The sequence below is a fragment of the Peribacillus sp. Hz7 genome (genome assembly GCF_042136355.1).
In the GTDB taxonomy this organism is placed as follows: Bacteria; Bacillota; Bacilli; order Bacillales; family DSM-1321; genus Peribacillus; species Peribacillus asahii_A.
The window spans coordinates 1-25,528 of the sequence record NZ_JBHHJV010000036.1 but is presented as its reverse complement, the minus strand read 5'-3'; the positions used below and the strand labels follow the sequence as shown (position 1 = coordinate 25,528).

General features: G+C 39.2%; 19 protein-coding genes, 16 tRNA genes and 2 pseudogenes. 8 read left to right on the top strand and 29 right to left on the bottom strand.

Annotated features, from left to right (window positions below; translation table 11 throughout):
* Nucleotides 1–339 precede the first annotated feature (339 nt).
* Together ACE199_RS22505 and ACE199_RS22500 are read left to right on the top strand one after the other, a co-directional pair.
* Nucleotides 340–1,359, top strand: a pseudogene (locus tag ACE199_RS22505) (IS110 family RNA-guided transposase); the annotation flags it as partial.
* Between the two features lie 188 nt (nucleotides 1,360–1,547).
* Entirely contained in the window at nucleotides 1,548–2,051 is a 504-nt protein-coding gene (locus ACE199_RS22500) for a hypothetical protein (RefSeq protein WP_375351729.1), read from the top strand.
* Nucleotides 2,052–3,054: 1,003 nt separating this feature from the next.
* Here ACE199_RS22500 and ACE199_RS22495 read toward each other — a convergent pair.
* The 4 genes from ACE199_RS22495 to lpdA form a co-directional block, all read right to left on the bottom strand.
* Nucleotides 3,055–4,335, bottom strand: coding sequence for a dihydrolipoamide acetyltransferase family protein (locus ACE199_RS22495; protein WP_375351728.1), 1,281 nt, complete (start codon nucleotides 4,333–4,335; stop codon nucleotides 3,055–3,057).
* Nucleotides 4,336–4,354: 19 nt separating this feature from the next.
* On the bottom strand, nucleotides 4,355–5,338 hold the full coding sequence (locus ACE199_RS22490; protein WP_375351727.1) for an alpha-ketoacid dehydrogenase subunit beta: 984 nt from the start codon (nucleotides 5,336–5,338) through the stop codon (nucleotides 4,355–4,357).
* A gap of 12 nt (nucleotides 5,339–5,350) precedes the next feature.
* Nucleotides 5,351–6,364: a thiamine pyrophosphate-dependent dehydrogenase E1 component subunit alpha gene (locus tag ACE199_RS22485; protein ID WP_375351726.1), complete on the bottom strand. Its 1,014-nt coding sequence runs from the start codon at nucleotides 6,362–6,364 to the stop codon at nucleotides 5,351–5,353.
* Nucleotides 6,365–6,838: 474 nt separating this feature from the next.
* The gene (lpdA, locus tag ACE199_RS22480) at nucleotides 6,839–8,263 is read right to left on the bottom strand and encodes a dihydrolipoyl dehydrogenase (protein WP_375351725.1); all 1,425 of its coding nucleotides are present in this window, start codon (nucleotides 8,261–8,263) and stop codon (nucleotides 6,839–6,841) included.
* A 411-nt stretch (nucleotides 8,264–8,674) separates the two neighbouring features.
* On the opposite strand from lpdA, the gene ACE199_RS22475 reads away from it, so the two are divergent.
* On the top strand, nucleotides 8,675–9,565 hold the full coding sequence (locus ACE199_RS22475) for a LysR family transcriptional regulator (protein ID WP_375351724.1): 891 nt from the start codon (nucleotides 8,675–8,677) through the stop codon (nucleotides 9,563–9,565).
* Nucleotides 9,566–9,676: 111 nt separating this feature from the next.
* On the opposite strand, the pseudogene ACE199_RS22470 reads toward ACE199_RS22475, so the two are convergent.
* From ACE199_RS22470 to mntA, 6 genes and pseudogenes are all read right to left on the bottom strand, one after another.
* Nucleotides 9,677–9,817, bottom strand: a pseudogene (locus ACE199_RS22470) (JAB domain-containing protein); the annotation flags it as partial.
* Between the two features lie 141 nt (nucleotides 9,818–9,958).
* On the bottom strand, nucleotides 9,959–10,831 hold the full coding sequence (locus ACE199_RS22465; protein ID WP_375351723.1) for an AraC family transcriptional regulator: 873 nt from the start codon (nucleotides 10,829–10,831) through the stop codon (nucleotides 9,959–9,961).
* Between the two features lie 168 nt (nucleotides 10,832–10,999).
* Entirely contained in the window at nucleotides 11,000–11,440 is a 441-nt protein-coding gene (locus tag ACE199_RS22460; protein WP_375351722.1) for a hypothetical protein, read from the bottom strand.
* Nucleotides 11,441–11,811: 371 nt separating this feature from the next.
* The gene (locus ACE199_RS22455; protein WP_375351721.1) at nucleotides 11,812–11,979 is read right to left on the bottom strand and encodes a hypothetical protein; all 168 of its coding nucleotides are present in this window, start codon (nucleotides 11,977–11,979) and stop codon (nucleotides 11,812–11,814) included.
* Nucleotides 11,980–12,394: 415 nt separating this feature from the next.
* A complete protein-coding gene (hepT, locus tag ACE199_RS22450) occupies nucleotides 12,395–12,805 on the bottom strand; it encodes a type VII toxin-antitoxin system HepT family RNase toxin (protein WP_375351720.1) in 411 nt (136 codons plus the stop codon).
* A complete protein-coding gene (gene mntA, locus ACE199_RS22445; RefSeq protein ID WP_375351719.1) occupies nucleotides 12,795–13,202 on the bottom strand; it encodes a type VII toxin-antitoxin system MntA family adenylyltransferase antitoxin in 408 nt (135 codons plus the stop codon). The genes hepT and mntA overlap by 11 nt, the downstream gene beginning before the upstream one ends.
* A 425-nt stretch (nucleotides 13,203–13,627) precedes the next feature.
* On the opposite strand from mntA, the gene ACE199_RS22440 reads away from it, so the two are divergent.
* Complete coding sequence (locus ACE199_RS22440; protein ID WP_375351718.1) at nucleotides 13,628–15,169, top strand: class I adenylate-forming enzyme family protein; 1,542 nt, start codon at nucleotides 13,628–13,630, stop codon at nucleotides 15,167–15,169.
* A gap of 387 nt (nucleotides 15,170–15,556) precedes the next feature.
* Here the strand turns inward: ACE199_RS22440 and ACE199_RS22435 are convergent, their stop codons facing one another.
* Together ACE199_RS22435 and ACE199_RS22430 are read right to left on the bottom strand one after the other, a co-directional pair.
* The gene (locus tag ACE199_RS22435; protein ID WP_375351731.1) at nucleotides 15,557–15,649 is read right to left on the bottom strand and encodes a hypothetical protein; all 93 of its coding nucleotides are present in this window, start codon (nucleotides 15,647–15,649) and stop codon (nucleotides 15,557–15,559) included.
* A 138-nt stretch (nucleotides 15,650–15,787) separates the two neighbouring features.
* Nucleotides 15,788–16,702: a LysR family transcriptional regulator gene (locus tag ACE199_RS22430; RefSeq protein ID WP_375351717.1), complete on the bottom strand. Its 915-nt coding sequence runs from the start codon at nucleotides 16,700–16,702 to the stop codon at nucleotides 15,788–15,790.
* A gap of 195 nt (nucleotides 16,703–16,897) precedes the next feature.
* Here ACE199_RS22430 and ACE199_RS22425 point away from each other — a divergent pair, with 195 nt between their 5' ends.
* A complete protein-coding gene (locus ACE199_RS22425; protein ID WP_375351716.1) occupies nucleotides 16,898–18,154 on the top strand; it encodes an MFS transporter in 1,257 nt (418 codons plus the stop codon).
* Between the two features lie 577 nt (nucleotides 18,155–18,731).
* Here ACE199_RS22425 and ACE199_RS22420 read toward each other — a convergent pair.
* A complete protein-coding gene (locus ACE199_RS22420) occupies nucleotides 18,732–19,154 on the bottom strand; it encodes a VOC family protein (protein WP_375351730.1) in 423 nt (140 codons plus the stop codon).
* A 932-nt stretch (nucleotides 19,155–20,086) separates the two neighbouring features.
* On the opposite strand from ACE199_RS22420, the gene ACE199_RS22415 reads away from it, so the two are divergent.
* The 3 genes from ACE199_RS22415 (at nucleotide 20,087) to ACE199_RS22405 (ending at nucleotide 23,295) form a co-directional block, all read left to right on the top strand.
* A complete protein-coding gene (locus ACE199_RS22415; RefSeq protein WP_375351715.1) occupies nucleotides 20,087–20,965 on the top strand; it encodes a TauD/TfdA dioxygenase family protein in 879 nt (292 codons plus the stop codon).
* Nucleotides 20,966–21,671: 706 nt separating this feature from the next.
* Nucleotides 21,672–21,950 carry a hypothetical protein gene (locus tag ACE199_RS22410; RefSeq protein ID WP_375351714.1) on the top strand — a complete coding sequence of 93 codons (279 nt, stop codon included), beginning with the start codon at nucleotides 21,672–21,674 and terminating at the stop codon, nucleotides 21,948–21,950.
* Nucleotides 21,951–22,839: 889 nt separating this feature from the next.
* Nucleotides 22,840–23,295, top strand: coding sequence for a DUF3574 domain-containing protein (locus ACE199_RS22405; protein WP_375351713.1), 456 nt, complete (start codon nucleotides 22,840–22,842; stop codon nucleotides 23,293–23,295).
* A 596-nt stretch (nucleotides 23,296–23,891) separates the two neighbouring features.
* Here the strand turns inward: ACE199_RS22405 and ACE199_RS22400 are convergent.
* The 16 genes from ACE199_RS22400 to ACE199_RS22325 form a co-directional block, all read right to left on the bottom strand.
* Nucleotides 23,892–23,965, bottom strand: a tRNA-Arg gene (locus ACE199_RS22400).
* A 14-nt stretch (nucleotides 23,966–23,979) separates the two neighbouring features.
* Nucleotides 23,980–24,070, bottom strand: a tRNA-Ser gene (locus ACE199_RS22395).
* 11 nt (nucleotides 24,071–24,081) lie between these two features.
* Nucleotides 24,082–24,156 (bottom strand) — tRNA-Asn (locus tag ACE199_RS22390).
* A 17-nt stretch (nucleotides 24,157–24,173) separates the two neighbouring features.
* Nucleotides 24,174–24,250: transfer RNA gene (locus ACE199_RS22385), tRNA-Ile, on the bottom strand.
* 4 nt (nucleotides 24,251–24,254) lie between these two features.
* Nucleotides 24,255–24,328: transfer RNA gene (locus tag ACE199_RS22380), tRNA-Gly, on the bottom strand.
* Between the two features lie 83 nt (nucleotides 24,329–24,411).
* Nucleotides 24,412–24,483 (bottom strand) — tRNA-Gln (locus ACE199_RS22375).
* Between the two features lie 15 nt (nucleotides 24,484–24,498).
* Nucleotides 24,499–24,574, bottom strand: a tRNA-His gene (locus tag ACE199_RS22370).
* A gap of 5 nt (nucleotides 24,575–24,579) precedes the next feature.
* A tRNA-Tyr gene (locus tag ACE199_RS22365) sits at nucleotides 24,580–24,663 on the bottom strand.
* A 47-nt stretch (nucleotides 24,664–24,710) separates the two neighbouring features.
* Nucleotides 24,711–24,786, bottom strand: a tRNA-Phe gene (locus ACE199_RS22360).
* Between the two features lie 45 nt (nucleotides 24,787–24,831).
* Nucleotides 24,832–24,908: transfer RNA gene (locus ACE199_RS22355), tRNA-Asp, on the bottom strand.
* A 3-nt stretch (nucleotides 24,909–24,911) separates the two neighbouring features.
* A tRNA-Met gene (locus ACE199_RS22350) sits at nucleotides 24,912–24,985 on the bottom strand.
* 20 nt (nucleotides 24,986–25,005) lie between these two features.
* Nucleotides 25,006–25,098, bottom strand: a tRNA-Ser gene (locus tag ACE199_RS22345).
* Nucleotides 25,099–25,123: 25 nt separating this feature from the next.
* Nucleotides 25,124–25,197: transfer RNA gene (locus ACE199_RS22340), tRNA-Met, on the bottom strand.
* Between the two features lie 28 nt (nucleotides 25,198–25,225).
* Nucleotides 25,226–25,301 (bottom strand) — tRNA-Ala (locus tag ACE199_RS22335).
* 22 nt (nucleotides 25,302–25,323) lie between these two features.
* Nucleotides 25,324–25,400, bottom strand: a tRNA-Pro gene (locus ACE199_RS22330).
* Nucleotides 25,401–25,409: 9 nt separating this feature from the next.
* Nucleotides 25,410–25,486 (bottom strand) — tRNA-Arg (locus ACE199_RS22325).
* Nucleotides 25,487–25,528 lie beyond the last annotated feature (42 nt).

Below are 25,528 nucleotides of genomic sequence, written 5' to 3'. Positions count from 1 at the left end.
ATTCATAATGAGACCTCCGAGTAGATGTTTTGTCCTTTTTAGCTGGCCAGCTCAGGACACATTCATCTTATCAAGAGGTCTTTTTTCATTCAAACCGCATTTTCAGTTATTACAGGAATGCTGCCCCGTTCGTATTATAAGGTCTTATTATAACAGTAGCCAGGGTAGAACGTCTCTGCCCGTGGGGCTTGACCCCGTCAACTAAACCGTTCGCCCCCTACTTGTAGAAACATGATTGAGGCTGGTTGGGACGTAGATCTCGTATAACAAGCGAAGCTGTGACACTGCATGGAGGATTAGGGGTTACTGGCAAATGACTAGTCTAGGAGGAGATTCAGAATGAATCCAGTCGTTGGTCTGGATGTTCCAAAAGGGGAAAGTCAAGTTCAGGCATTTTTAGATAAAGGCAAACCATATCGTAAGAGCTTTAAAGTTTCTCATACTGTTGAGGGGCTTGATTCACTTGTAGCGTTTCTTGAGGATGTTAAAAGAGAGTCTGGAAAAAAGCCTTCAGTCATTTTAGAAGCTACTGGGCATTATCAAACTCCAGTCGTTCACTACTTGGAAGAGCGTGGGTATTTATTGATTATCATCAACCCTTTGATTTCATATAAGGCAAGAGGGTCAAGTTTAAGAAAAGTAAAGACCGATGCCATTGATGCCTATCTTCTCTGTGAGTTGTTCTATAAGGAGGAGTTAGAACCATATAAAAAGCGTGGGGTTCAGTTATTAAACCTTCGTAATCTGACAAGACAACATGAAAATATAACGGGCGTTATAATCCAAACAAAGCTGCAATTTCAGGCAGTGCTTGAACAAGTGTTTCCTGAATATAACGGGGTTTTTGGAGATTTATATTCTGTGGTGTCACTCTTAACTCTTTCAGAGTTTCCTTCTTCAGAAGACATTCTGAAGGCAAGTGAAAAAGCCATTACAGACAAGATATTTGAGTTATGTAAAAGTAGATCTATCAAATGGGCAAATGAAAAAGCCATTCAGCTTAAAGCTGCGGCAGCCCGTAACCCTTTTGAAAAGACCGTTTATCAGAGTCATATTTTAAGCCTAGGTATGTATATAAATATTCTTCTTCAGTACAAAGAGCATCTATCAAAGTTAGAGACAGAGATAGACGCTCTCGCTAAAGAAATTGAAGAATATACTATTATCAAATCTATCCCAGGCATTGGAGAAAAGATCGCGGCAACGATTATTTCTGAAGTTGGGGAGATAGATCGATTTAATAATCCTAAAAAGCTTGTAGCCTTCGCTAGAGTGGATCCTAGTGTATTCGAATCTGGTAAGTTTACAATTACAGTTTCAAATGCGGCAATTGTCAGAATTGAAAGAGGAGATACTAGTGCAAGCTACGAAACTCTTGATAAGATGGCAGAAGTATTTCGAATGAATTACAAGGATCTGGTGGAGAAGCAGGAATCATTCGAACCTCGTAGAGAGAAGACATTGCATGAAAAATTAAGAATGTTGAATGAAGAGCAATTAAGCCAAGTTAATAAACTAGTAGATGTGTTAATAGGGGGAAGACGATAATGTCTGAAACAAAAATTTCATATCAAATGAACGGATTTACATACATTCTTGAAACTTATAGAGACTTTTTACGAATTACTCGTGACGATAAAGTTATACATGTCCAGTATAAAAAAATCAAAAATCCTAATGACATTGGTCTAAAAGGGATAAATGATATTATTGGTAACTTTGCAAGCTACATAGAATTTTGTGAGACTGAAAAGCCATTTAGATATTGCGCTTTCACTGATGATGAATGGGCTAGAAAAACTCATGTCCACTGTACGATTCATTACACTTTATCTAATGGTCAAGATTTTATGGATGAACGACATGCTGATACAGTTAATGGTGAGATGAGAAGTGCTGATAGTACTATTACTAAGTACGAGTGCTTCATCAAAAATTGTAGCAAAGAAGAACTTAAAAAGAGTGTTAAGGTAGTTCCTTGGACTAGAGAACAACTAATCGATCACTTGAATGCAGAAGCAATTCTAAAAAACTCACTTAAGAAAAAATAGAAAAATCATTATAGCAACCTTCTAGGAAGGGGTAGCGAGCCTCCATTTTAATCGAAATTCTCCTTAGTGGTGGTAGTATTTAATACTACCTCTGCCTAGAGGGTTGCTAGATAATTGAAAAAGTCAAAAATTTATTAACTGCTAGTTACTTTCAAATAAAATAGAAAAGGGTAACTAGTTAGTAGCTACCCCTTTAACTATTAACACTTTCTATTTGGTTGAATAAAAATCAGTACTATCCTACTTATTTACCAAACAACGGAAGTGAAGTGATTTGTTGAAACAACTTAATTCCTTCCGAATCTAGTTTTTTACTGGGTAAATCATTATAAGTATCTCCAAACTCTTCATTATTCTTTGAGTTAACCTACTACTTATAAATTCTAAAGATTCATTTAGTTGTTTATCTGGAGAAAATTTTTCTTCTTGAAAATTATATTCAATCTAACCACCACGTTCTTTAATTATTTCCGCTCAGAGAAGACGGGGTTCTTCGATGAATACGCCTCAAAACGTTTGACTAATTCGTCGCGAAGATCATTTGGTTCGATAATCGCCTCCACACGCACCGAAGTAGCGAAAACCAAGCAGAGTAGGGCGTGTGGCGAGTTCAACGTACAAGATATTTTTGCAATCACCGTAGGGACTACGGGTAGAGCCTGCTAAAAAACTAGTGGATACACTGGTGTTCGTAGGAATCTCCCACTTCAAATTTTCGTTAGAAAATTAAGTGGTGAGTAGTTCAACAGCTGTTTCTTGAATGCGGATAATTTTTTTAATCCCTCTTCAATGAGTAAATATTCATTCAGCATGGTTACAAACAGTATTTTTCGTCACTTTTTTACTAATATATTTTCTTCGTAGATTTTTCGACACTGGTTACAATACCATGCCGTATATTTAATACCCTTTTCGTTTATATCCATTCTCGCAATCTTTACTGATCCACATTTAATACAATGTTTCATTCCGTAGTTCCCCCACTATAACTGATGCTCATTTTTTAGTAGAGTTTTGTATCTATACTCATACTCTCTAGTTTTTGTTTCACACTCTGTAAAAATCTTCCGCACACGAGACCATCTAAAATTCGATGGTCTAATGATAGACACATGTTCATCATATCGTGAATAGCAATCATGTTATCCACTACAATAGGTCTCTTGACGATGGCTTCCACACTCAATATTGCAGCTTGAGGCTGATTGATGATCGGAGTGGACTGAATAGAGCCAAAGGATCCCGTATTATTAACGGTAAACGTTCCACCAGCCATATCATCTGCAGTTAACTTTCCTTCTCTGCATTTTCTCGCTAAGTCATCAACTGCTTTAGCCAACCCTAAAATACTTTTTTGATCTGCATCCTTTATGACAGGAACAAATAGGGCATCGTTGGTAGCCACAGCGATAGAAATATTGATGTTCTTTTTGATAATAATTTTATCGCCACCCCACTGCGAATTCAGAATCGGAAATTCCTTTAGGGCTTCTACCACGGCCTTAATAAAGAAAGGCATGAAAGTTAAGTTGAGCCCTTCTTTTTTCTTAAACTCATCCTTTACTTGATTCCGGTATGTAACTAGATTTGTTACGTCACATTCAACCATTGTCCAAGCATGGGGAGATTCATGCTTGCTTTGTACCATTCGATTGGCTATTGTCTTACGGATCGGGGTAACCGGGATGATTTGATCTTCTTGACCGAAAGGAACATTTATTGAAGAAGGCATTGGGTGTTCTTCCAAGACTTCCTTCATGTCTGACGCAGGGGTCACTGAAACATGTGGTACCTCCTCAACCTGTTGAATAGCGGTTGCCGCTACTTGTCTATTACCATCTATAATCTCCTGAATATCTTTACGTGTAATACGACCAGACGCCCCTGTACCTGTAATCGTAGAAAGATCTAAATTATACTCTTGTGCAAGTTTTAATACAGCTGGTGAATAGCGTGGTTGCATTTCCTCTTTACCTGGAAGGACAGCAGACTCTACAGCCTTTTTTGGTTTAGATATGACAGCACTTGCCTGAGCATGGCTTTCACCCTCAATGGTGATGTAGCAGATCAAGGTTCCAACCGCTACAGTCTCTCCTTCTGGAATGACAATTTCGGATATCGTTCCACTAAAAGTTGAAGGTACTTCGGCATTGACTTTATCTGTATTTACTTCACATATTGGATCATATTTATTAACTTTATCCCCAACTTTGACGAGCCACTGGGAGATGGTACCTTCTGTTACACTTTCCCCTAATTGTGGCATAATAATTTTCTCAGCCATTTTTCTCCTCCTGATTCGATTAATATTGGGCCAATTCTTTCATGGCCTGATATACTTTATCTGGATTAAGCATAAAGAACTTCTCCATTGATGAACTATAAGGCATTGCAGGAACGTCAGGACCACAAAGGCGTTTAATCGGTGCATCTAATTCAAAAAGACATTCCTCTGAGATTGCTGCTGCGACTTCAGCCCCAACTCCTCCCTCTTTATTGTCTTCGTGAATTATTAATACTTTGCCTGTCTTGCGAGCAGCCTCAACAATAGATTCCTTATCAAGTGGATAAAGGGTACGTAGATCTAAAATATGTGCGCTATAGCCATCCTGGGATAGCCTTTCTGCCGCCTCCAAGGCAAAATGTAACGTAAGGCCATAAGAGATAACCGTGATGTCATCTCCTTTTCGCTTAATATCTGCCTTCCCAAGCGGAACAATATAATCCGTGTCCGGCACCTGTCCTTTAATTAATCGATAACAACGCTTGTGTTCAAAGAAAAGAACAGGATCTTCATCTCGTATAGCTGCTTTCAATAATCCTTTAGCATCATAAGGAGTAGATGGAGTTACTACTTTTAGACCTGGAATGTTACAAAACATGGCTTCAACGCTTTGTGAATGATAGAGGGCTCCATGAACTCCCCCTCCATAAGGAGCGCGAATCACTAACGGACAATTCCAATCACCATTCGAGCGATATCTCAGTTTAGCTGCCTCATTCACAATCTGGTTGACAGCTGGCATAATATACTCAGCAAATTGAATTTCTGCTACAGGTCTCATTCCATAAGCAGCTGCCCCAATCGATACACCCGCAATGGCCGCTTCTGATAATGGAGTATCTATCACTCTTCGTTCTCCAAATTCTTCATGGAGTCCCTGTGTAACACGAAATACCCCGCCACGAACCCCAACATCCTCTCCTAACACAAATACATTTCTGTCGCGTTGCATTTCCTCCTGCAAAGCTTGTGTTATTGCATCAATATAAGAAATCACTGTCATTCTTTTTTCCCCCTATTCTGCATAAACGTGTCTTAGTGTATCTTCTGGAGCTGGAGTTGGAGCATTCTCTGCATACTCGGTTGCCTCATCGACTTCCTTGACAATCCAATCATGAATCTCCTTCTCTTTATTTTCATCCAATAATCCTACTTCCTTTAGGTACGTACTGAAGGAAACAAGAGGATCTTTCTTTTTAGCTTCTTCGACTTCTTCACGAGATCGGTAGGTCCGATCATCGTCATCACTAGAATGGGGCATTAGACGATAGACAACAGCTTCAATCAACGTAGGTCCATCATCCGCTTTTGCTCTTTCTACTGCCTCTTTCATAACTTTATATACTTCAAGGGGATCATTCCCATCTACAGTTACACCTGTAAACCCATACCCTTTTGCCCTATCTGCAATACTTTCACAAGCAACCTGCCTTTCAAGAGGAACAGAAATCGCATACTTGTTATTCTCGCAAAAGAAGATAACCGGTAACTTGTGTACTCCAGCAAAGTTAGCCGCTTCATGGAACTCCCCCTGATTACTAGAGCCTTCCCCAAAGGCAGTTAAAACCACCAAGTCTTCGCCACGCATTCTCCCTGCTAATGCAATTCCTACGGCATGTGGAACTTGGGTTGTCACGACGCTGGAACCAGAAAAAATATTATACTTTGTACTACCATAATGCCCTGGCATTTGTCGTCCACCACTGTTCGGATCTTCCGCCTTAGCAAAAGCAGAAAGCATTAATTCCTTTGCCGTCATCCCAAATACAATGGCCATTCCCATGTCTCGATAATACGGACAAAGAAAATCTTTCTTTTTATCTAGTGCAAAAGCAGCTCCAACCCCTGCAGCTTCATGACCCTGACAAGAAACTAGGAAAGGTAACTTTCCCGCACGGTTTAGTAGCCACATCCGTTCATCTACTTTTCGTGCCAAAACCATATTCTGATACATGCCAAGGACCTGTTCATCTGATAAACCTAGAGCTCGATGCCTGTTCTCGATTTGGACAGTTTCAGTTCTATTCATATAATTACCCTCCTAGGATTTTTTGAATTCCATTATTTTCATTCTTAACTTTTCCTTTTCGTAAATCCCTTTTATCGTTTCCCGACAGAAGACTCCCACCTCAAGGAGTGTGAAAGGTGTAGCCCAATGAGTAGGTGGGAGATGAATGTCGGTAGGCGGTAGCCTAAATTGTTGAACAACACGAACAAGTGTACTGTAATATACTTGTAAGTTGTTCTTTGAAAACTGAAGATATGAGGTTCTAGCAGGAAAATCGTCTGCTAGGTAAAATCTTCAACGTTCTAATCGCCTCCACACGCACCGAAGTAGCGAAAACCAAGCAGAGTAGGGCGTGTGGCGAGTTCAACATACAAGATATTTTTGCAATCACCGTAGGGACTACGGGTAGAGCCTGCTAAAAAACTAGTGGATACACTGGTGTTCGCAGGAATCTCCCACTTCAAATTTTCGTTAGAAAATTAAGTGGTGAGTAGTTCAAGAATGAATCGCTATTCTCTCAACAGCGAGAGCAGCTTCCCCTATAATCTCTGCTAGGCTCGGGTGAGGATGAATGGTCTGGGCAATTTCCCATGGAGTGGCGTCCAATACTTTCGCTAATGCTCCTTCTGCAATCAGATCCGATACATGAGGGCCAATCATATGAACTCCTAGCAAGTTATCTGTCTTTTCATCGACGACTAACTTGACAAAGCCATCGTGTTCCCCAAAGATTAGTGCTTTTCCTATTGCCTTGAATGGGAATAAGCCAGTTTTAATCGAAAACCCTTTATGTTTTGCCTCTTCTTCCGTCCATCCAACACTAGCTATCTCAGGACGACTATACGTCACTTTTGGTACCATGGTGTAATCTATAGGGTGAGGGGCGAGTCCTGCCATATGTTCTACGGCGAGAATGCCTTCATGTGAAGCTACATGGGCCAATTGCAATCCTCCAATGACATCACCAATAGCGTAGATATGACTTTCCTCCGTTTGGAAATACTCATTCACCTGAATCACGTTCTTCTCTACTCTCACTTCTGTGTTTTCTAATCCTATGTTCTCGACATTCGCAGAACGACCAACTGCAACGAGAATCTTTTCAGCTTGAAGAGTGATTAATCCTCCATTTTTATCTACTTGTATGGTGACAGTTTCACTGTCCTTTGAAAATGTTTCAGGTAGGACCTTAGCACCTGTGTGAATTTGGATTTTCCGTTTTTTCAACAATCGGGTCATTTCCTTACTTATTTCAGCGTCTTCTAAAGGAAGAATACGGTCCGCAAATTCTACGATTTGCACATCTACCCCCAAATCGTTAAGTAAGGATGCCCATTCAATCCCTATGACTCCACCTCCGACCACAAGAATCGATTTAGGTAGGGATTCCAGCTGAAGAGCTTCGTCACTTGTTATTACAGATATGCCATCTACTTCCAATCCAGTAAGTGTACGTGGTCTTGAACCAGTAGCAATCAGTAAATTCTTTGGTACTAATATTTCTGAATCCCCGTCCATCCGCATTACAGATACCGCTCCGGCTTGTGGCGAAAAGATGGAAGACCCTAGCACCCGTCCGTCTCCCTGGAATACCGTGATATTTCCTTTTTTCATTAGATATTGAACACCTTGATGAAGTTGATCGACGATTTTTTGTTTTCGCTCCATCATTTTAAGAAAATTTATGGATATATTAGAAACTTCTACTCCAAATTCAGGACCTTGGGTAACAGTATGATACACCTCAGCAGACCGAAGAAGCGCTTTACTTGGAATGCATCCCCGGTGTAGACAGGTCCCGCCAAGCTTATCTTTTTCGACAACAGCTACCTTCATGCCTAACTGGCTGGCGCGGATGGCGGCAACATAGCCACCAGTCCCACCTCCTAGCACGACTAAATCATATTCATTGGTCGACATTGCATATCCCCCTCATATATGAATTTTTAGGTTATCAGTCTTAACTTCTTTTGGAAGAATTTCATTGCCCTAGTTCGTGTTTGATAGTCTATTAATCATTTTCTAATGAGACATCTCAATATTGAAATCCTCCTTATAACTCCCCATTTCCAATAAAAAACTTCATCGTCAACACTGAAATGAATTTTAGAGGACGGGAAATGATAGCGCTTTCTTTAACTCACAAAAACACTCTCTTCTTTTTAAAAGGGAATGCAAATAACAAAGAAAACAACCATTAAATAACTAGATTTGAATAATTTTCCAACTAATTGCATGTTATCATACTCAGATACTATTTGAAAAATATCTATTTTATTGGTTTTATATATAATAAAGGTATAAAAATTCAAAAAAGGGGTATTTTTCAAAATGGACATCAAGCAACTTCGTTATTTTGTTACTATTACCGAGGAAGGACAAATCACTCGTGCTGCAAAAAGACTTCATATGGCACAACCTCCTCTGAGCCGACAGCTTATACTTTTGGAACAAGAACTTGGCGTCACATTACTGGAGAGAAATGGTCATAACTTGGAATTAACGGAAGCAGGTAAATTATTGTACAACAGGGCCCAAAGTATTTTAAATCAATTAGACCAAACCATTACAGATATAAAAGGAACGGGTGAAGGTTTACACGGGGTATTGTCGATTGGCACGTACGTCTCCTGTATTCCACATCTGACCGGGAGAATTCATTATTTTCGGCAACAATATCCTCTTGTTCATTTTAAACTATGGGAAGGAGGCCCCTTCTACCTAAGAGAGCACTTAGAAAAACGAAATATTGAAATTGCCATCTTAAAATTACCACTAAAAATGAATAACATTTCTATGATCCGTTTACCGGGGGAGCCATTTGTCTTGGTTATGCCCGGAGATTGGGATATCCCTATTTCAACAAAAACAGCGATTCGTATGAAAGATATTGCAGAAATCCCTCTTCTGATGTTGCATGTGTACGGAGACAGAGAGAGGTCTTACCACGAAACAGTGATTCATGAGTGCAGAAGATACGATTTCGAACCGAATATCGTTTGCGAATGTCCGAATGTATCTGTCATTCTTTCACTCATCATAGCTGGAATTGGAGCATCGATTCTTCCTAAGAATTTTGTATCTTCCCATCTGAGTACCAATGTAAAAGTGGTGGATATCCTAGACTTCCCTACCCAAGCTGAAACAGCTGTAATTTGGCTAAAGGACCGTCGACTATCTGAAAGTGCTCTCCGATTCATCGAAACATTTCAAACCGAGTAGGGTTGCATATAGCTAAACACAATTTGCTGACCACACCCAGGCATAGTCTCTTCATTTTATTTCCTTTTTCACTATGAACCCAAGGAGTAAAAACCCCTTGGGTCTTCCATTCTATAAATATCCTTTTTCTTTTAAGCTGATATGCTTTCCGGTATGAGAGACAATCACATGGTCAAGGAGTTCAATTCCTATAATTTTTCCGGCTTCTGCAAGTCGCTTAGTCACTTCGATATCTTCCTTACTCGGTGTCGGTGAGCAAGCTGTCTGATGAAATAACCGTGTCTAACTTTTTGGGGTCACTTCATGAATTAAAATAAAGAAATTGGGCTTTTTGGTTACTCCATTAAAGCGCTCGATTTTGAAATAGTACGCTGACCTTCTCATTGATTATACTTACCTTTTTAAAACCGGTATCCATATTTCGCTTTTGAAAGTGGATGAAGTTACATCTTTACTCTCATTCCATAGAATTTCGGGACCTTCTATTTGTTCATAATTTGAGGATGGAAACCACTCAGAATAAATGCGTCCCCATACATCTTGCAGCGTATCTGGAAATGGCCCAATTGCTTCAAATACAGCCCATGACGAAGCAGGAACTTCAAGCTCTGTTAGGCTATCAGGACACGCTTTAGTTGTGGCCACACCAATATAGTGATCAAGTTCCCCTTTTTCCTCCATCCTACCTTCAGAAAAATTCGTAGATGCGCTAAGAAGTCCCCTAGGCTCAACATTAGAAAGTTTTTTTAGTTTATTTATCGTTTCAATATCTAAACTTTCCCACATAGAAGCAATTTCCGGATTAACCCCGTTGAAAATAATAGGCACTCTTTTTTTAATACCAACGATGCGAAATGCTCCTTTTTCTTCAATTCGATAGTTCATTTCACTTCCTCCTTTGATTGATAAATGGAAGGTCATTCGTGGGTAAGCTTTAAGTGAATGGCCATTATTTCTAGCTTCTGACGGTGTTATGCCATGTAAATTCTGAAAAGCTCGTGCAAAAGAATCTGGTGAGTTGTACCCGTATTTCATTGCAATATCAATGACCTTTACGCTGCTATCTTTAAGCTCAAATGCTGCAAGAGTAAGCCGTCTGCGACGAATGTATTCCGATAGTGAAATACCTGCAAGAAAAGAAAACATCCTTTTAAAATGATATTCAGAGCAGAAAGCCATCCTTGCTACTTCTTTAAAGTCAATATCATTAGTTAGATTTTCTTCAATATACATTAATGCTCCATTCATGTTTTTAAGCAAATCCATTGATATAACCTCCTTTATCAAAAGAATAGCAGGAATTGAATGCACCCATCCGACTTTTCGTGCACAATTATGCAGCGTGAACTCAGCGTGTACATACTGCTCGTCCAAAGCAGAGTTTAACCGTAAAATAAATAAAAGCCGCCGATATAAACGGCAGCTTCCTCTTTATTAAATGGCTTGCTCGACACTAAACGTATAATTCACTCTTGTTTTTGAACCAGTATTTACAAACTTATAACGGTATGTAGCTTTTTGGGCTTTGAAATAGGATAATTTCGTATACCCGTTTCTAGTAGCTTTGAATGTTTTGACTGTTACCCACTTACTTCCTGATTTTTTCTGTAAATAAGCCGTAAAAGAGCCCTTCGCTTTACTACTAGCCCTCACACCAGCAAGTATATTCTCATAACCAGGCTGCGTTTGAGTAAAAGTTTTGCTTACCGTTACATAGTTGGAAAAGTACCCATCTGCGTACCATGTTACATACAACGTGCCAGGCTTGCCTTTCCAGACCTTAGCGCTTGCTTCTTCTGTACTTACACCTGCCAGACCAAGCGACAAGACGAATGCTGTCATGATTACAATAAAACCTTTTTTCAATTTGCTCACTTGCGTACCTCCTAATCTTGGTGAATTATAATTGCTTAATATAACTAATTGATTATAACTCTAGTAAAATTAGGAAACACGGTACATTTCTACTAAAATACGACAAAATCCATACAAGAAAATAATATTAGTGGAAATTTGGCAAAAAAGACACGCTAAAAGGTAGTGTTCAGAGAACCAATATAGAGAGTGGGATTTTCAACCTTTGCACAAACAATTAAGCTCGTTGTGACGAAGGACTGGGATATTTATTTAGTCGTCCTCTACCTGCTGCCGAGTTATATAAGATAACAGTGCCTGTGTGATCCATACTTAATAAAACGGATACTTACTATTTCGCACCGGTGGGATTCATGATGTTATGTCGCTTATTATCTGACAAAGACATATTTCTGCATGTTTTTATACAGTCCCACATCCTCAATTAGTTCAATCGGTAGATTAGCACAAGCTAAATGATAAAAGGTATTCAATTGATCAATTGCAATTACATCTTCATCCTTCAATTTAATATGACAAGCACCACAACATGTCTCCATAGATACATATCTTCCTTTCCTATTGAATTTATTATCCATATTTTAACATATTTTATATTGTAAATTATTGAACATTTATTGAAAATATATCGTGATCACATAGTTTAGAAGATTTCAGAGACTCTTCAAGAACGTTTGACACTCCAATACTATTTAAAATGGAGATGTTTTAAATGTTAGATGAAGCATATTTGGTTGAAAGTCAAAATGAATGATAGAGGGTAATTGAATTTATAAAGAAGAATAAAATGAAGAATATCTGTATATATCATTTTGGTATCTAATAAGGATTTTCATGTTTAAAAGATTTTCTAAATGATTAAACAATATATAGAAAACCAACATTCTCCTGTTTCTTAATCTTTTTTACCGCGACTAACTCCCTCTAAATCAAGGATTCAGGGGGAGTTCATCGCTATTTTTTGTTCAAAATGATTGTTGAAAAAGTTGTAAAATCACCGAGATGTTGTTCAATAATTGCTTGTAATATATCTAACTTAATCGCCTGGTAATCGTGCACAGCAATGTTACGGAATCCTACCATATTCATTAACGTTTTCGCTAAAGCACTATCGATGATCTTCGCTTCTTGTAAAAACTTAAACGCATCTCGGCTCGCCTTTGGTAAACCAAGCTTTTTCTCGCTCACAATATGCATCGCAAGGTCAATACTCGCCTCACAAGCACGCTGAATGTTTAAAATGATACTATCTTGCTTCGTATAATCTTTTAAATTCGCCGGATTCCCTGCATACTCCTCATGAATACGTTTTACACATCGTTCAATCGTTGCTACTTTGTTTAAAATGACATCATTATTCGCCATAGATTGTTCCTCTTTCCTCGATTGCACGTAACACCTCGGCTCGTTGCTCATTAAGCGCTACGTACATGGACAAAGCTTTCATACGCTCTCTTGTAAATATGTTTTCATCTGCACATTCGAGCAATTCACCTGTCGAAAAAATTTGAGCTGCAAACACGGTATCAATCTGACGAATATCAACAAGGTCCACTTCGATATTACAAACGGCTGCAAGATCTCCTGCAAGTAAAAAGCGTTCATAATTCGTTAACTGTATATCCGAATAATACGCCAAATCCAAATCACTGTCTTCTCTTACTGTTCCTTTCGCATAAGAACCAAAAACAAGTATAAATGCGGGTTGCAGGCGTTCTCCGAATATTTCTTGAATGCCCTCTTTCCATTCTTCACTGATCAACGTATTCCACCTCCACACACTTTAATCTAATAAGGTTAGTATAACGATTTTCGAAAGGAAAGGAAAACTCTATAAAAACAGTTCGGAAACAGACTGCTTTTAACTATGAAAGCTATAGCGATATTTGTCTAGAACCCCATTATTATTCGAAAGACCCTCAAATATTGTAAAAATATTGACAATATTTAGTTGTTTTTGGTATATTTCATGAAAGCGCTTTCTATATAAATGATTGTGAATATTAGATTAGTTTATATTGTTAAATACGTATTCAAATCTAAGATTCTTATTAAGGATTAATATTTCCTTATATCTATAATTTAATAGAAATGTATTATAGTGAAATACATAATTTCGCTTAGTTTGACAACCTTTAATCAATGTAATTTTCAGAATATTTTAAATATAATTCAGAGGTGATTAAATTGTTAACATTCGGAAGTATCATGAGGCAGAACGCATTAAAATATAAGGACAAGACAGCCGTTGTTTTTCAAAATACGACACGTACATATGGCGAGCTAAACGCCCGCGCTAATCGACTTGCTAATGCTTTAAGTAAACGTGGTTTTCAAAAAGGAGATAAGGTCGCTGTTTTTATGAAAAACAACGCTGCTCATATTGATATTATTATTGGGCTTTCTAAGATTGGCGTTGTCATTGTACCAATCAACTATCGATTAGTTGGCACGGAAATTGACTATATTATTCGCCATTCTGATAGCCGAGGAATCATTCTCACTGCTGAGTACGCCGAAGAAATAGATGCGTTGCTTCCGAATCTTCCTCAACTAGACACTATTCTTGTAGTTGGCGAGACAAAGCATACGCAAATGCGAGATTATGAACAATTTCTCGAAAGTGCAGATGACTCAGAGCCAGATGTAGTAGTTAATGAAACGGATCCGTTTTATATCGGGTACACATCAGGTACGACAGGAAAACCAAAAGGTGCAGTTATTTCACATCGTTCCCGTATCATTACTGGTATGGTTGCAGCGTATGAATACAAGATTGATGAGTCTGATGTTCATCTTGTCGGTGGACCCATTTATCATGCTGCACCATGGATTTTTCTCGTTATGCAGCTCATGGTAGGAGGAACTTTAGTCATCCATGAGTCTTTTCAAGCAGAAGAGGTTCTTGCAGACATTGAAAAATATAGGATTACAAACACCTTCCTTGCCCCAACGATGTATACTTTTTTAGTCAATACGAAAGAAGAAGTAAAGACAAAGCATGATCTAACTTCCATTCGTGTATTAATTTCCGCTGGTGCTCCACTTGCCACAAAGACGAAACAGGAGATTCTTGATTTCTTCTCTGGAGCGGATTTACATGAATTCTATGGGTCAACGGAGAGTGCGATTACCCTTAATATTAAACCGAAAGATATTAGAAACAAAGAGAGAAGTGTCGGTCATCCATTTCCACTTGTGGAGTGCTTGATTCTAGATGAGAATAAGGAACCCGTTCAGCAAGGAGAAATTGGCGAGCTTTATTTCAAAGCACCCTATTTGCTTGACGAGTATTATAAAAATCCGGAAGAGACTGCTGCTTCATTTTACAATGGGTATTTTACTGTCGGGGATATGGCGCTGACAGATGAAGAAGGATTTTACTATATCGTCGATCGTAAGAAAGATATGCTGATTAGTGGCGGTGTAAATATTTATCCGCGTGAAATTGAGGAGGTTCTTTATACTCATCCCAATATTCTTGATGTAGCCGTAATAGGGGTACCAGACCCAGTATGGGGTGAATCTGTAAAAGCCATTGTTGTCCCGCGTGCCGGATCTATATTAACAGAGGCAGAAGTGATTACTTTTTGTGAAGGTAAAATCGCTAGCTATAAAAAGCCAAAATCAGTAAGTTTTCTTAGTGAGCTTCCTCGTAACCCTTCCGGAAAGATATTAAAAACGGAACTGCGAAATATCTTTTGGAAAGATGAACAGATGAAAATTTAAATAGACACGGTTATATTTATACACAGCTGGCGCCTGTATTCGACAGGTGCCAGTTTATTTCATTTGTGATTGTTCCTTATGTATATCCAGGTCAGACCCACATTTTTGTGTTATGGAGCGAAAAAGTATGATCATAACGGCTAATCGTCAGTTTGGTCAATGGAATCATGTATTCGATTAGCACTCCTTAAGTTTAGTAAAAATATGCAAGAAAGAGATCCCCCACCCTGCCGCGCTTCCACTTGCCTACCGCTGCTCGCTCCGAGACTGTGCCCTCCAACCAAGGGCAAGTAATGAATCTTTAATAGATCTTTTCTTTTAACTCTTTTCAAAAGCTGAGCAAGCAGGCTATCGCCCATAATATAAGGGCGAGGACCTGTAGACACTTTATAATTGCCTGAGTAAACGGTATAAATACGAACGATGCATCCCCAATAAATCGGCTAATTCTTTACGTGTAGCATTAGGATGTCGTTTAATGGCCTGTTTAATTTAACTTCATATGATTTTGTATTTTATAATCTATTATGAATATCAAGGATGTAAACATTATAAATAGTCCAAAGCTAGATTGCATTTGACGTACTACTATCCTCAGCATTACTTTCATCCGTATTCCTAGCCTTCCATTTCGGAGGCAAGGTATTTTTCTACAAAACTCAAAAAAATCTTAGCGCACGGCGAGAGATATCGTCCCTCACAGTAAAAGACAGAAACCCAGCGTGAAAGCGGAGGGTCCAAGGATAAAATAGAAATGGATGGTCCCGGAGACTCCGCCATTAAACGCGGGAGAACTGAAACGCCTAGTTTCTCTGCCACCAGTGTTCGCGGAGAAGCACACTCGTATGCAATAAGCGGCTCAAAACCTTCTCTAATGCACGTCGTAATTAGTTGTGAACGAATTCCGGAACCCTCCTTAAAGGATACGAATGATTCTTCCCTAAGCTCATTAATGGAAACTGTTTTTTTCTTTTCCAGCGGATGCCCTTTGGCGACAACCAAAACCAAGTCATCTTGATATAGAGGTTTAGAGCAAATCCCCTTTGGAGCAACTAAATTTATTAACTGGGGTGAGTATTTAACATCCAATGTGTGAGCCAAGGCAAGATCTAATTCTCCCTTTTTGAGAGCATCTAGCAACGGTTCAGTAGTATTCTCCCTTATAAACACTCTAATTCCAGGGTACTCTTTCCCAAACTCTACGAGCAACCTTGGCAACCTAGTTTGTACTAGGGATTCTAGTGCTCCTACCATAATGTTGCCGTGCGGGTAGTTTATGAACTCTTTAACCGAGTCTTTCGCCTTTTGCGCTTCTGCTAAAGTTTTTTCAGCCCCAATATAGAATTGCTCCCCAGCCTCTGTTAATGTTACGCCTCGCCCAGTTCGTTTAAAGAGCTTAACGCCAAGTTCTTGTTCCAAATTACCTATCTGTTGCGAGAGAGCCGGTTGAGCTATGCTTAGCCGTTCGGCTGCTCTTGTAAAATTATTTAGTCTGGCCACTTCGATGAAGTAAGTTAACTGTCTAAGCTCCATTCATTCAACAACCACCTTATGATATAAGTAATTCTTATATCTACAATAATACAAATATATTTTTCTTATCAATTATACCGTATTATAATTTTTTCTATAGAAAAGGCTAAAACATTTATTTACAGGAGGTTATGAAATTGGCTAGAAATCAAACATGGCTCGCTTCCTTTAGCGAACAAGATAGAAGTATTGAACATGGATAACAGCAAACGTCCTTATTATGGTTGGTATATTGTTATATCTGCTACAGTTATTGTTTTGCTTTCGAATGGAATGCGGATGGGAATTGGCCCTTTTATCGAACCATTTATGGATGACTTAGATCTGTCTCGAACGGAGCTATCGTTCATTGTTGCCATTGGGATGATTGTTTATGGAATTGGAATGCCAATAGCGGGATTTCTTTTAAAAACATTAAGTACCCGTTTTATGATATTAACGGGATTAACGATCGTTTGTTTATCAATCGTGTGGACGGTCAACGCTAAAGGGTTTGTTTCTTTTCTACTTTCTTTTGGTGTTTTTCTATCGCTTGGGCTTTCCTTTTTAAGTAATGTCGCATTATCCCCTATTATCAGTAAATGGTTTGTTAGACAACGAGGAAAAGCACTTTTTTATTTGGCAACAGGTGGAATGGCCGGTATTGCAGTTATGACTCCTCTAGAAACATGGCTAATCCAACTGGTAGGTTGGCAGTACACTCTTCTTATATTTGCCGTCATATTCATCTGTATTACGGTTCCTTCTGCAATTTTTATTATGCGAGAGGATGTGCCAGAAGGGGCTGACATTATAGGAACTGTTGGTCATCTAGAAAAACAAGAGCCACCAGATATTAATGTGAGAGATGCCATAAAGACAAATGCCTATTGGAAAATCGTTCTAGGACTATTCGCTTGTGGGTTTGGAATGAATCTTTTAGGTTCTCATGGGGTACCTATGTTGATGGATCATCATTTTAAGCCAATGGTTGCTTCTCTTGGCGTTGGAATGATTGGAATTGTTGCCATGTTCAGTACAGTTGCTCTAGGTCATATCGCAGATCGATTTCCTAGAAAAAATATTTTATTTTTAGTGTATTTTGTTCGCGGCCTTGGGTTTTTAGGCTTAGTTTTGGCAGCTACGAATTGGCAGCTCTTTATTGTAGCATTTAGCGGCGGATTAGTATGGTCAGGCTCTGTTGCTATGTCTACAGCTATTTTAAGTGATCTTTATGGAACACGTTTACTTGGCATCTTAAATGGCTGGGCATACTTCGGACATCAAATAGGGGCAGCCTTGGGTTCGTTTCTTGGCGGCTCGTTATATGATGCTTTTGGCACTCATTTCTATTCATTTAGTGCTGCTGCTGCACTTGCGATTATTGCTAGCTTAACTTCCCTTACACTTCCAAAACATATATCATTCCATAAGCAAATAAAGCTAGATGAACAGCGTACTCTCGTTAATTGAACTACTCACCACACGCCCTACCCTGCTTGATTTTCGCTACTTCGGTGTGTATGGACGCGGTTAGAACGTTGAAAGTTTTACCTAGCAGATGATTTTCCTGTTAGAACCTCCTAACTCAGTTTTCAAATTCAACAATTAAGACTACCTCTTACTCATAGGGCTACACCTTTCATACTCCTTGAGGTGAGAGTCTCCTGTCAGGAAACGATAAAACCGTAGCTCTCGACTTTAATTAACGAATCGAGGGCTGCGGTTTTGCTAATTTTCTACTCGGTTATATATTCCATTAGTTGAAAAAGAAAGAATCCACAACTCTAAAGTTATGACACCGCATAAGGGTGTTATAGTCTGTTATAATTTTTTAAGACATAAAAAAGCCGATTCCCTAGTTTAAGAATCGACTCTAAACATTTTCATTTCGTTATAGTACCCTTTTATTGAAGAAGCTTGGCCTCGTATGATTTACTCATTATCCACACAAGCATTGTATTTGCAACTGATGTAAGCCTCCTGTCCATTCGCGAACAGAAGGCTTTGTTTGTAGGTGAAGCTTGAAGTCTTTTTGCTAATAATGCGGTTACTCTCCTGGGACGTTCACTTGGAAAGTAACGCCGAACTTGTCCTTTACTTGCCCATACAAAGGGCTCCAATCCGTCTTCTGAAGGGGCATAATGACTTGTCCGCCATCTTCCAAAGCGGCGAAGATTTCTCTAGCTCTATCCTCTTCTTTGGGATGAATGGCTATCTGAATCATATTGCCTGGCTGATATGGCATGCCTTCGTACGTATCGCTGAACATGAGATCTGCTTCTCCGACTTTCAAGTGTGCATGCATAACGCGACCCTTCATTTCATCCGTCAACGGATAATTCGGGTCCGCCGGCATATCTCCGAACGTCATGATACCCATCACTTTCCCGCCAAGCGCTTTCTCGTAAAAATGGACTGCTTCTCTCGTGTTACCGTCAAAAACAAAATACGGGTTCAAACTAATTGACATCATTCAACAGCTCCTTAGCTTTAATTTTTTTACAATACTTAAGTAATTGCCAAGTGGCAGTAACCACCTACTATTATTACCATAAACATACTCCACAACTTAGAACACATGTTCGTCAATTAAAAATAATTAACTACTAATAATTTTTTACGTTACTCTTACATTCTTTTTTGAAGATAACGTACGATTATAGAAAGATCCAATCTTATTAAAGAAAAGGCCGATTGTGGAATAACATGCCCATACCATAACTCTTAAGTTACGGCACTTTTAAAATGACTTTTGACAAAGAGTTGTAGGATCCAATTCTCATACAACTTTCCTCGCGACCATCTTTACTACACTCGTAGAATGAAGCAGCAAGATCTGCTGTTGGTCTCAAGCCGTTGGGAAGGGAGGGTGGCTTCTCAGTCCATCTCTATGAGCGAAGGACATCAGCAGGACAGCCTCCGAGAGCGCATCCTCCAATTGCACTTGCATAATCTCCACTTAACCTCTTCCAGCTTACTCCCATTCAGGCTCACCCCTGCACACTCCTCTGGATAAACCAACTAAAAATATAAGAATAATAAAATATATTATTGACATTTTATTTGTAATGCTGTTATGATTTCTCTTAAGAAACAAACAATACTTATTTTTACATAACAGGAATTGACTAGGTAACTAGAGATTCAACAAAACGTACAATGTCCGTATGGATTACGTTTCTGTTGAATCTTTTTTTATTAACTAGCAGTAAAAATATGCAAAAAGGTGAATGAAGGGGAGGTGAAATAAATAACATTTTGAGTGACTAAATCTTAAACGTCTATTCAATTAGTCTAAAAAATTTTTTCATCAAAACCAATTAAATTTATATGAAAAGTTTGTTTAACTAGTGTATTGAAAAATATATTTAAAAATAAAACAAGAAAAGAGTGTGAATGATTATGGCAACACAAGCAAAATTAGAGATCGTAAAAGTAGCAGGCCGCATTGGAGCAGAAGTACATGGCGTAAAATTAAGTGCAGATCTAGATCCAACAGTATTAGCGCAAATCAAAGAAGCATTACAAGAATATCAAGTGATTTTCTTTAAAGGACAAAATCATTTAGATGACGCGTCACATGAATCTTTCGCAACAGAGTTAGGCGAATTATATGCTCATCCAACAGTACCAGTGAAGGAAAATTCAAATGCAATTTTCGAGTTAGATTCAGAAAAAGGTGCGAAAGCAAACCAATGGCACACAGATGTAACGTTTGTACCAGACGTACCGAAATACTCTGTACTGCGTGGAGTAACAATCCCATCCGTTGGTGGTGACACTGTTTGGGCAAATACAAATAAAGCATATGAGGACTTACCAGAGGGTCTAAAGAAATTAGCAGATGAGCTATGGGCTATTCATTCGAATGAATTTGATTATGCAACGATTGGACATAAGGAATTAACAAAAGAAGTGGCAGAGTATCGTAAAGTATTTGCATCAACACGCTATGAAACACGTCACCCTATTGTTCATGTACATGCAGAAACAGGTAAAAAGCATTTATTACTAGGTGGTTTCGTTCGTCGCTTCGATGGCTATACAACAGGTGAAACAGAAGCGTTATTAAACATTTTCCAATCATATGTAACACGCTTAGAAAACACAGTACGCTGGAAATGGAGTGAGGGAGACGTTGTTATTTGGGATAACCTCGCAACACAGCATTATGCAATTGCAGATTATGATGATCACCGTATTGTTCGTCGTATTACAGTTGAAAAAAACGTACCCGTTAGTCAAAAGGGTGAATCAAGTCAATTAATTAGTAAGCAATAAACATTCACTTCCTCTTCTTTTGAAAAGTGAATTTCCAATTACCATATTATACGACGAGTATAAGTACCATTTTTATACGTTACTCAGCATAATAATCTCTGTTATATACGGAGTTAAAATCAACAAATATCTGTAACGCTTGTCCAACTTACGGCATACAATATGCTATAACCTCATAATTTCCACTTGTTTTTCCCTTTTAGTATATAAAAAGATTCACTATAACAAGTGAGTCTTTTTATATACTTAAGCATATGATAATGTCTCAATTTCTTTTTATGGAAAACCTAAAGACTACTCTTTACATAACATGTACTAGACGCAGGTAAAGGGCATAAAGTAAGTAAAAGCAAGGCATTGTTTAGTCGTCAATGCGAATTAATACCAGCGTGCCTTGCTTCTTTGCTATCTTTATCCTTTCTCTAACGCGTACCTTAGACTAAATTCCGTAACGCTTGTCTACCCTACGGCATACAATATGCTACATAGTTATTCCACCTCATATTTAAAGATTGACTGTAACCAGTCAGTCTTTTTTTTCGTTAAATAAAATAGCACCGTTGAAAACCTTTAGGTTTCTAACTCATTTTGTCGGTTTTTAGATGTATGACATAGAACGGCTTGTCCACTTTGAACATAAAATACAAAGCAGTCAAAAAAGAGTTCTACTCTTTTTACTAAAAAACTAATTGAAAGGTGGACAATTATGTCAAATAAAGCAAGAAAAGAGTTTAGAAAAGCACAAGAAAATTTTGAACGTTTTATTGCAAACGAAAACAACCAACTGGCTGTTTTTAATGCTTTACGAGATGTTGCTTCTTCAACATTGCCTGGTGTTAATGTAACAAACCCTAATGCTTTGCTAAATGTTGCAAATGATCCTCAACGGAGTCCATCCGACCGTGAATTTTCAGTTGTGTTCCTCCTCCTATTTATCTTGTTTTTCTTGTTAGTCCCATCTGCGACTGAAGAAGAAAGCAGCTAAAAAATTAAAGTGTAAAAAGTGGACAAGCAAGTAATAGCGTAGCAAAAGGATACTTGCGTTAGACATTCCGTTATCCCTGTTAAGCTATCGCTTGTCTTTACTTTACATATATAACTGATTTCACGACACATAACACCTTAAAACGCCTGTATAGAGCTTTTATGTAGCTTGGTGGAAAGTGAAAAAAATAGCCGGTCAATCTCTTCGTCTAATTTCTGTTATATACGTAATTGAAATTAACTGTTCTTTCCTCCTACATATGTTTTAACTAATCCTGTTTTTCTGCCTTCTTCTCTGTGAAGATAACGAAAATAATGAAAAGTAACGGTATCACAATCAGAGAAATCAGAGATATAAGGATCCAGATGGCATTGATGACATGCTGATACATCCATGAATCATACATAAAGTCCACCTCAGTATGTTGTTGTTTTCTTAGTATGAACGTCAATGACCAACACTATCAAAATTATTAAGTTTAGACACTGAAAGACATAATAACTTTTGAAGTGAAAGTATGCTTGATTCTAGAACAATCGAATTAGTTATACTAGTCGAATAAATGGGAGAGAGAAGTATTTGAAGACTATGACGAAGCACCTGCTGAGTGAAAACAAAAAAACAGGATAGACTCACCTAATCCTGTGAATCGTATTCCTCGCTATACCAAATGCTCCTTTGGAGAAAAACACTTATATATTAACGTTTTGAAGTTGCTCTCGTTTAGGTACATTCTATTGGGATTTTTTCAATGATAATAAAAAAAGACTATAACTTGAATATAAGTTAAAATTTTCCACAACAAATAGATGGTTACATGTATAATGATGGATAGAAAGTTCATCATTGTTTTGCCAGCCAAACTGTTGAATAAGAAGGAGTGACAATATTGGAAAAGAAAAAAATCTTCTATTGGATCATCCCAGTTCTATTAATTGTCTTTTTAGGCAATGCTGTGTACGCTACTGAACACCAAGAAACGTCTAAAGTGAAACAATCTTCTGCGTTAAAGGGGCAATTCTACCTTGAAGATGTAGTAAAAATTTACGTACCATCTACATATAATGTTGATCAACCGATTGATAATACTGCATATGTTAACAAGTCGTTAGAAGAATTCTCTAGAATGTTTGGAGGAGCAACCGCCATAGATGGGACAGGGTCATGGCTATCTGATGATAATCAACTGGTTAAGGAGAAAGTAACGATTGTATATAGCTATGCAGAAGATTTGGATAAGAAAAAAATTAACCAAGTAGTTGCTTATGCCAAGTCTCTAAAGGAAGAGATGAAACAATCATCAGTGTCTCTTGAAGTGAATGGAAAGATGTACTTTATTGAATAGCCAATGTAAAGAAGCCTAGAGACTTTATATCTCTAGGCTTTTTAGTCTTCAAGAACATAGTTTTCACGTAAAAAATCCTTCTGTGATGCTCAAGTAATAGAAGAGATAACAGGGTATAGCTTCTCAGCTCCTCTTCATGAGCGAAGGACATCCCGAGGGACACCGAGACACATAATCATGTCCTAGCATAGATCATGAATCAACCATTTCATCAGCTAAGTCTCACCACTAACCACCCAACCAACAACCACCCACTCACACCTTAAGATAAGGAAGGGGCAAAGGACAAGGCGAAGGACATCAGCAGGACACTCTCAGGACAGCCTCCGAGAACGTATCCTCCAATTGCACTTGTATAATCTCCACTTAATCTCTTCCGCTTACTCTCATGTGGGCTCACCCCTACGACACTACTTCAATACCTTACTATGATTTTTTACCATTAATAACATTGTTTTCATAGACAAAAAGCTGCCTTATTACTTATAAAACACAACATTTCATTCATTTATCTTTTTCAGTTTGATAGCTAAAAATTATATATTCTATCGAGGTGTTGATGTAAAAAAAATAACCCCCTAGTGAGATTATCTGTACGCGCCTTAGAGGATTCGAACCTCTGACCGACGGCTTAGAAGGCCGTTGCTCTATCCTGCTGAGCTAAAGGCGCATGATATACGTATATGGCGGAGAAGGAGGGATTTGAACCCTCGCGCCGGTTACCCGACCTACACCCTTAGCAGGGGCGCCTCTTCAGCCTCTTGAGTACTTCCCCACATAAAAAAATGGCTCCGCAGGTAGGATTCGAACCTACGACCGTTCGGTTAACAGCCGAATGCTCTACCACTGAGCTACTGCGGAACAATAAAAAATATAAATGGTGGGCCTAAGTGGACTCGAACCACCGACCTCACGCTTATCAGGCGTGCGCTCTAACCAGCTGAGCTATAGGCCCATTTTGGAGCGGGTGAAGGGAATCGAACCCTCATCATCAGCTTGGAAGGCTGAGGTTTTACCACTAAACTACACCCGCATATTGAAAGGCAGTACCCGGATGTGAACCGGGGATAAAGGTGTTGCAGCCCCTGCCTTATCACTTGGCTATGCTGCCATTGACTGGGCTAGAAGGATTCGAACCTTCGCATGACGGAATCAAAATCCGCTGCCTTACCGCTTGGCTATAGCCCAACAGTAAAAATGAAATGGGGCGGCTGATGGGAATCGAACCCACGAATGTCGGAACCACAATCCGATGCGTTAACCACTTCGCCACAACCGCCATAATGGTGGAGGGGGGCAGATTCGAACTGCCGAACCCGAAGGAGCGGATTTACAGTCCGCCGCGTTTAGCCACTTCGCTACCCCTCCATAGAACTAAAGAATATGGAATATTCAGTTAATGATCATTAAATCAATGGTGGCGCGAGACGGAATCGAACCGCCGACACAAGGATTTTCAGTCCTTTGCTCTACCGACTGAGCTACCGAGCCACATGATTTATATCAACAGTAGCTTTTACCCTACTGATATAAAAATGGCGGTCCGGACGGGACTCGAACCCGCGACCTCCTGCGTGACAGGCAGGCATTCTAACCAGCTGAACTACCGGACCGTATTGCGGGGACAGGATTTGAACCTGCGACCTTCGGGTTATGAGCCCGACGAGCTACCGGACTGCTCCACCCCGCGACAATAAAAAGTATTAAAAATGGAGGAGGTAGAGGGATTCGAACCCCCGCGGGGTTTGACCCCCCTGTCGGTTTTCAAGACCGATCCCTTCAGCCGGACTTGGGTATACCTCCGTATAGGAAAACCTTAATAAATTAGTAGCGGCGGAGGGGATCGAACCCCCGACCTCACGGGTATGAACCGTACGCTCTAGCCAGCTGAGCTACACCGCCAAACTTAAGGATATAATTTGAATAATCATGGTGGAGCCTAGCGGGATCGAACCGCTGACCTCCTGCGTGCAAGGCAGGCGCTCTCCCAGCTGAGCTAAGGCCCCATCTTTTTTTCTATAGGTTTCGTGGTCGGGAAGACAGGATTCGAACCTGCGACCCCTTGGTCCCAAACCAAGTGCTCTACCAAGCTGAGCTACTTCCCGCATATAATATGGCGCGCCCGAAAGGAGTCGAACCCATAACCTTCTGATCCGTAGTCAGACGCTCTATCCAATTGAGCTACGGGCGCATATTAAAATGGTGCCGAGGACCGGAATCGAACCGGTACGGT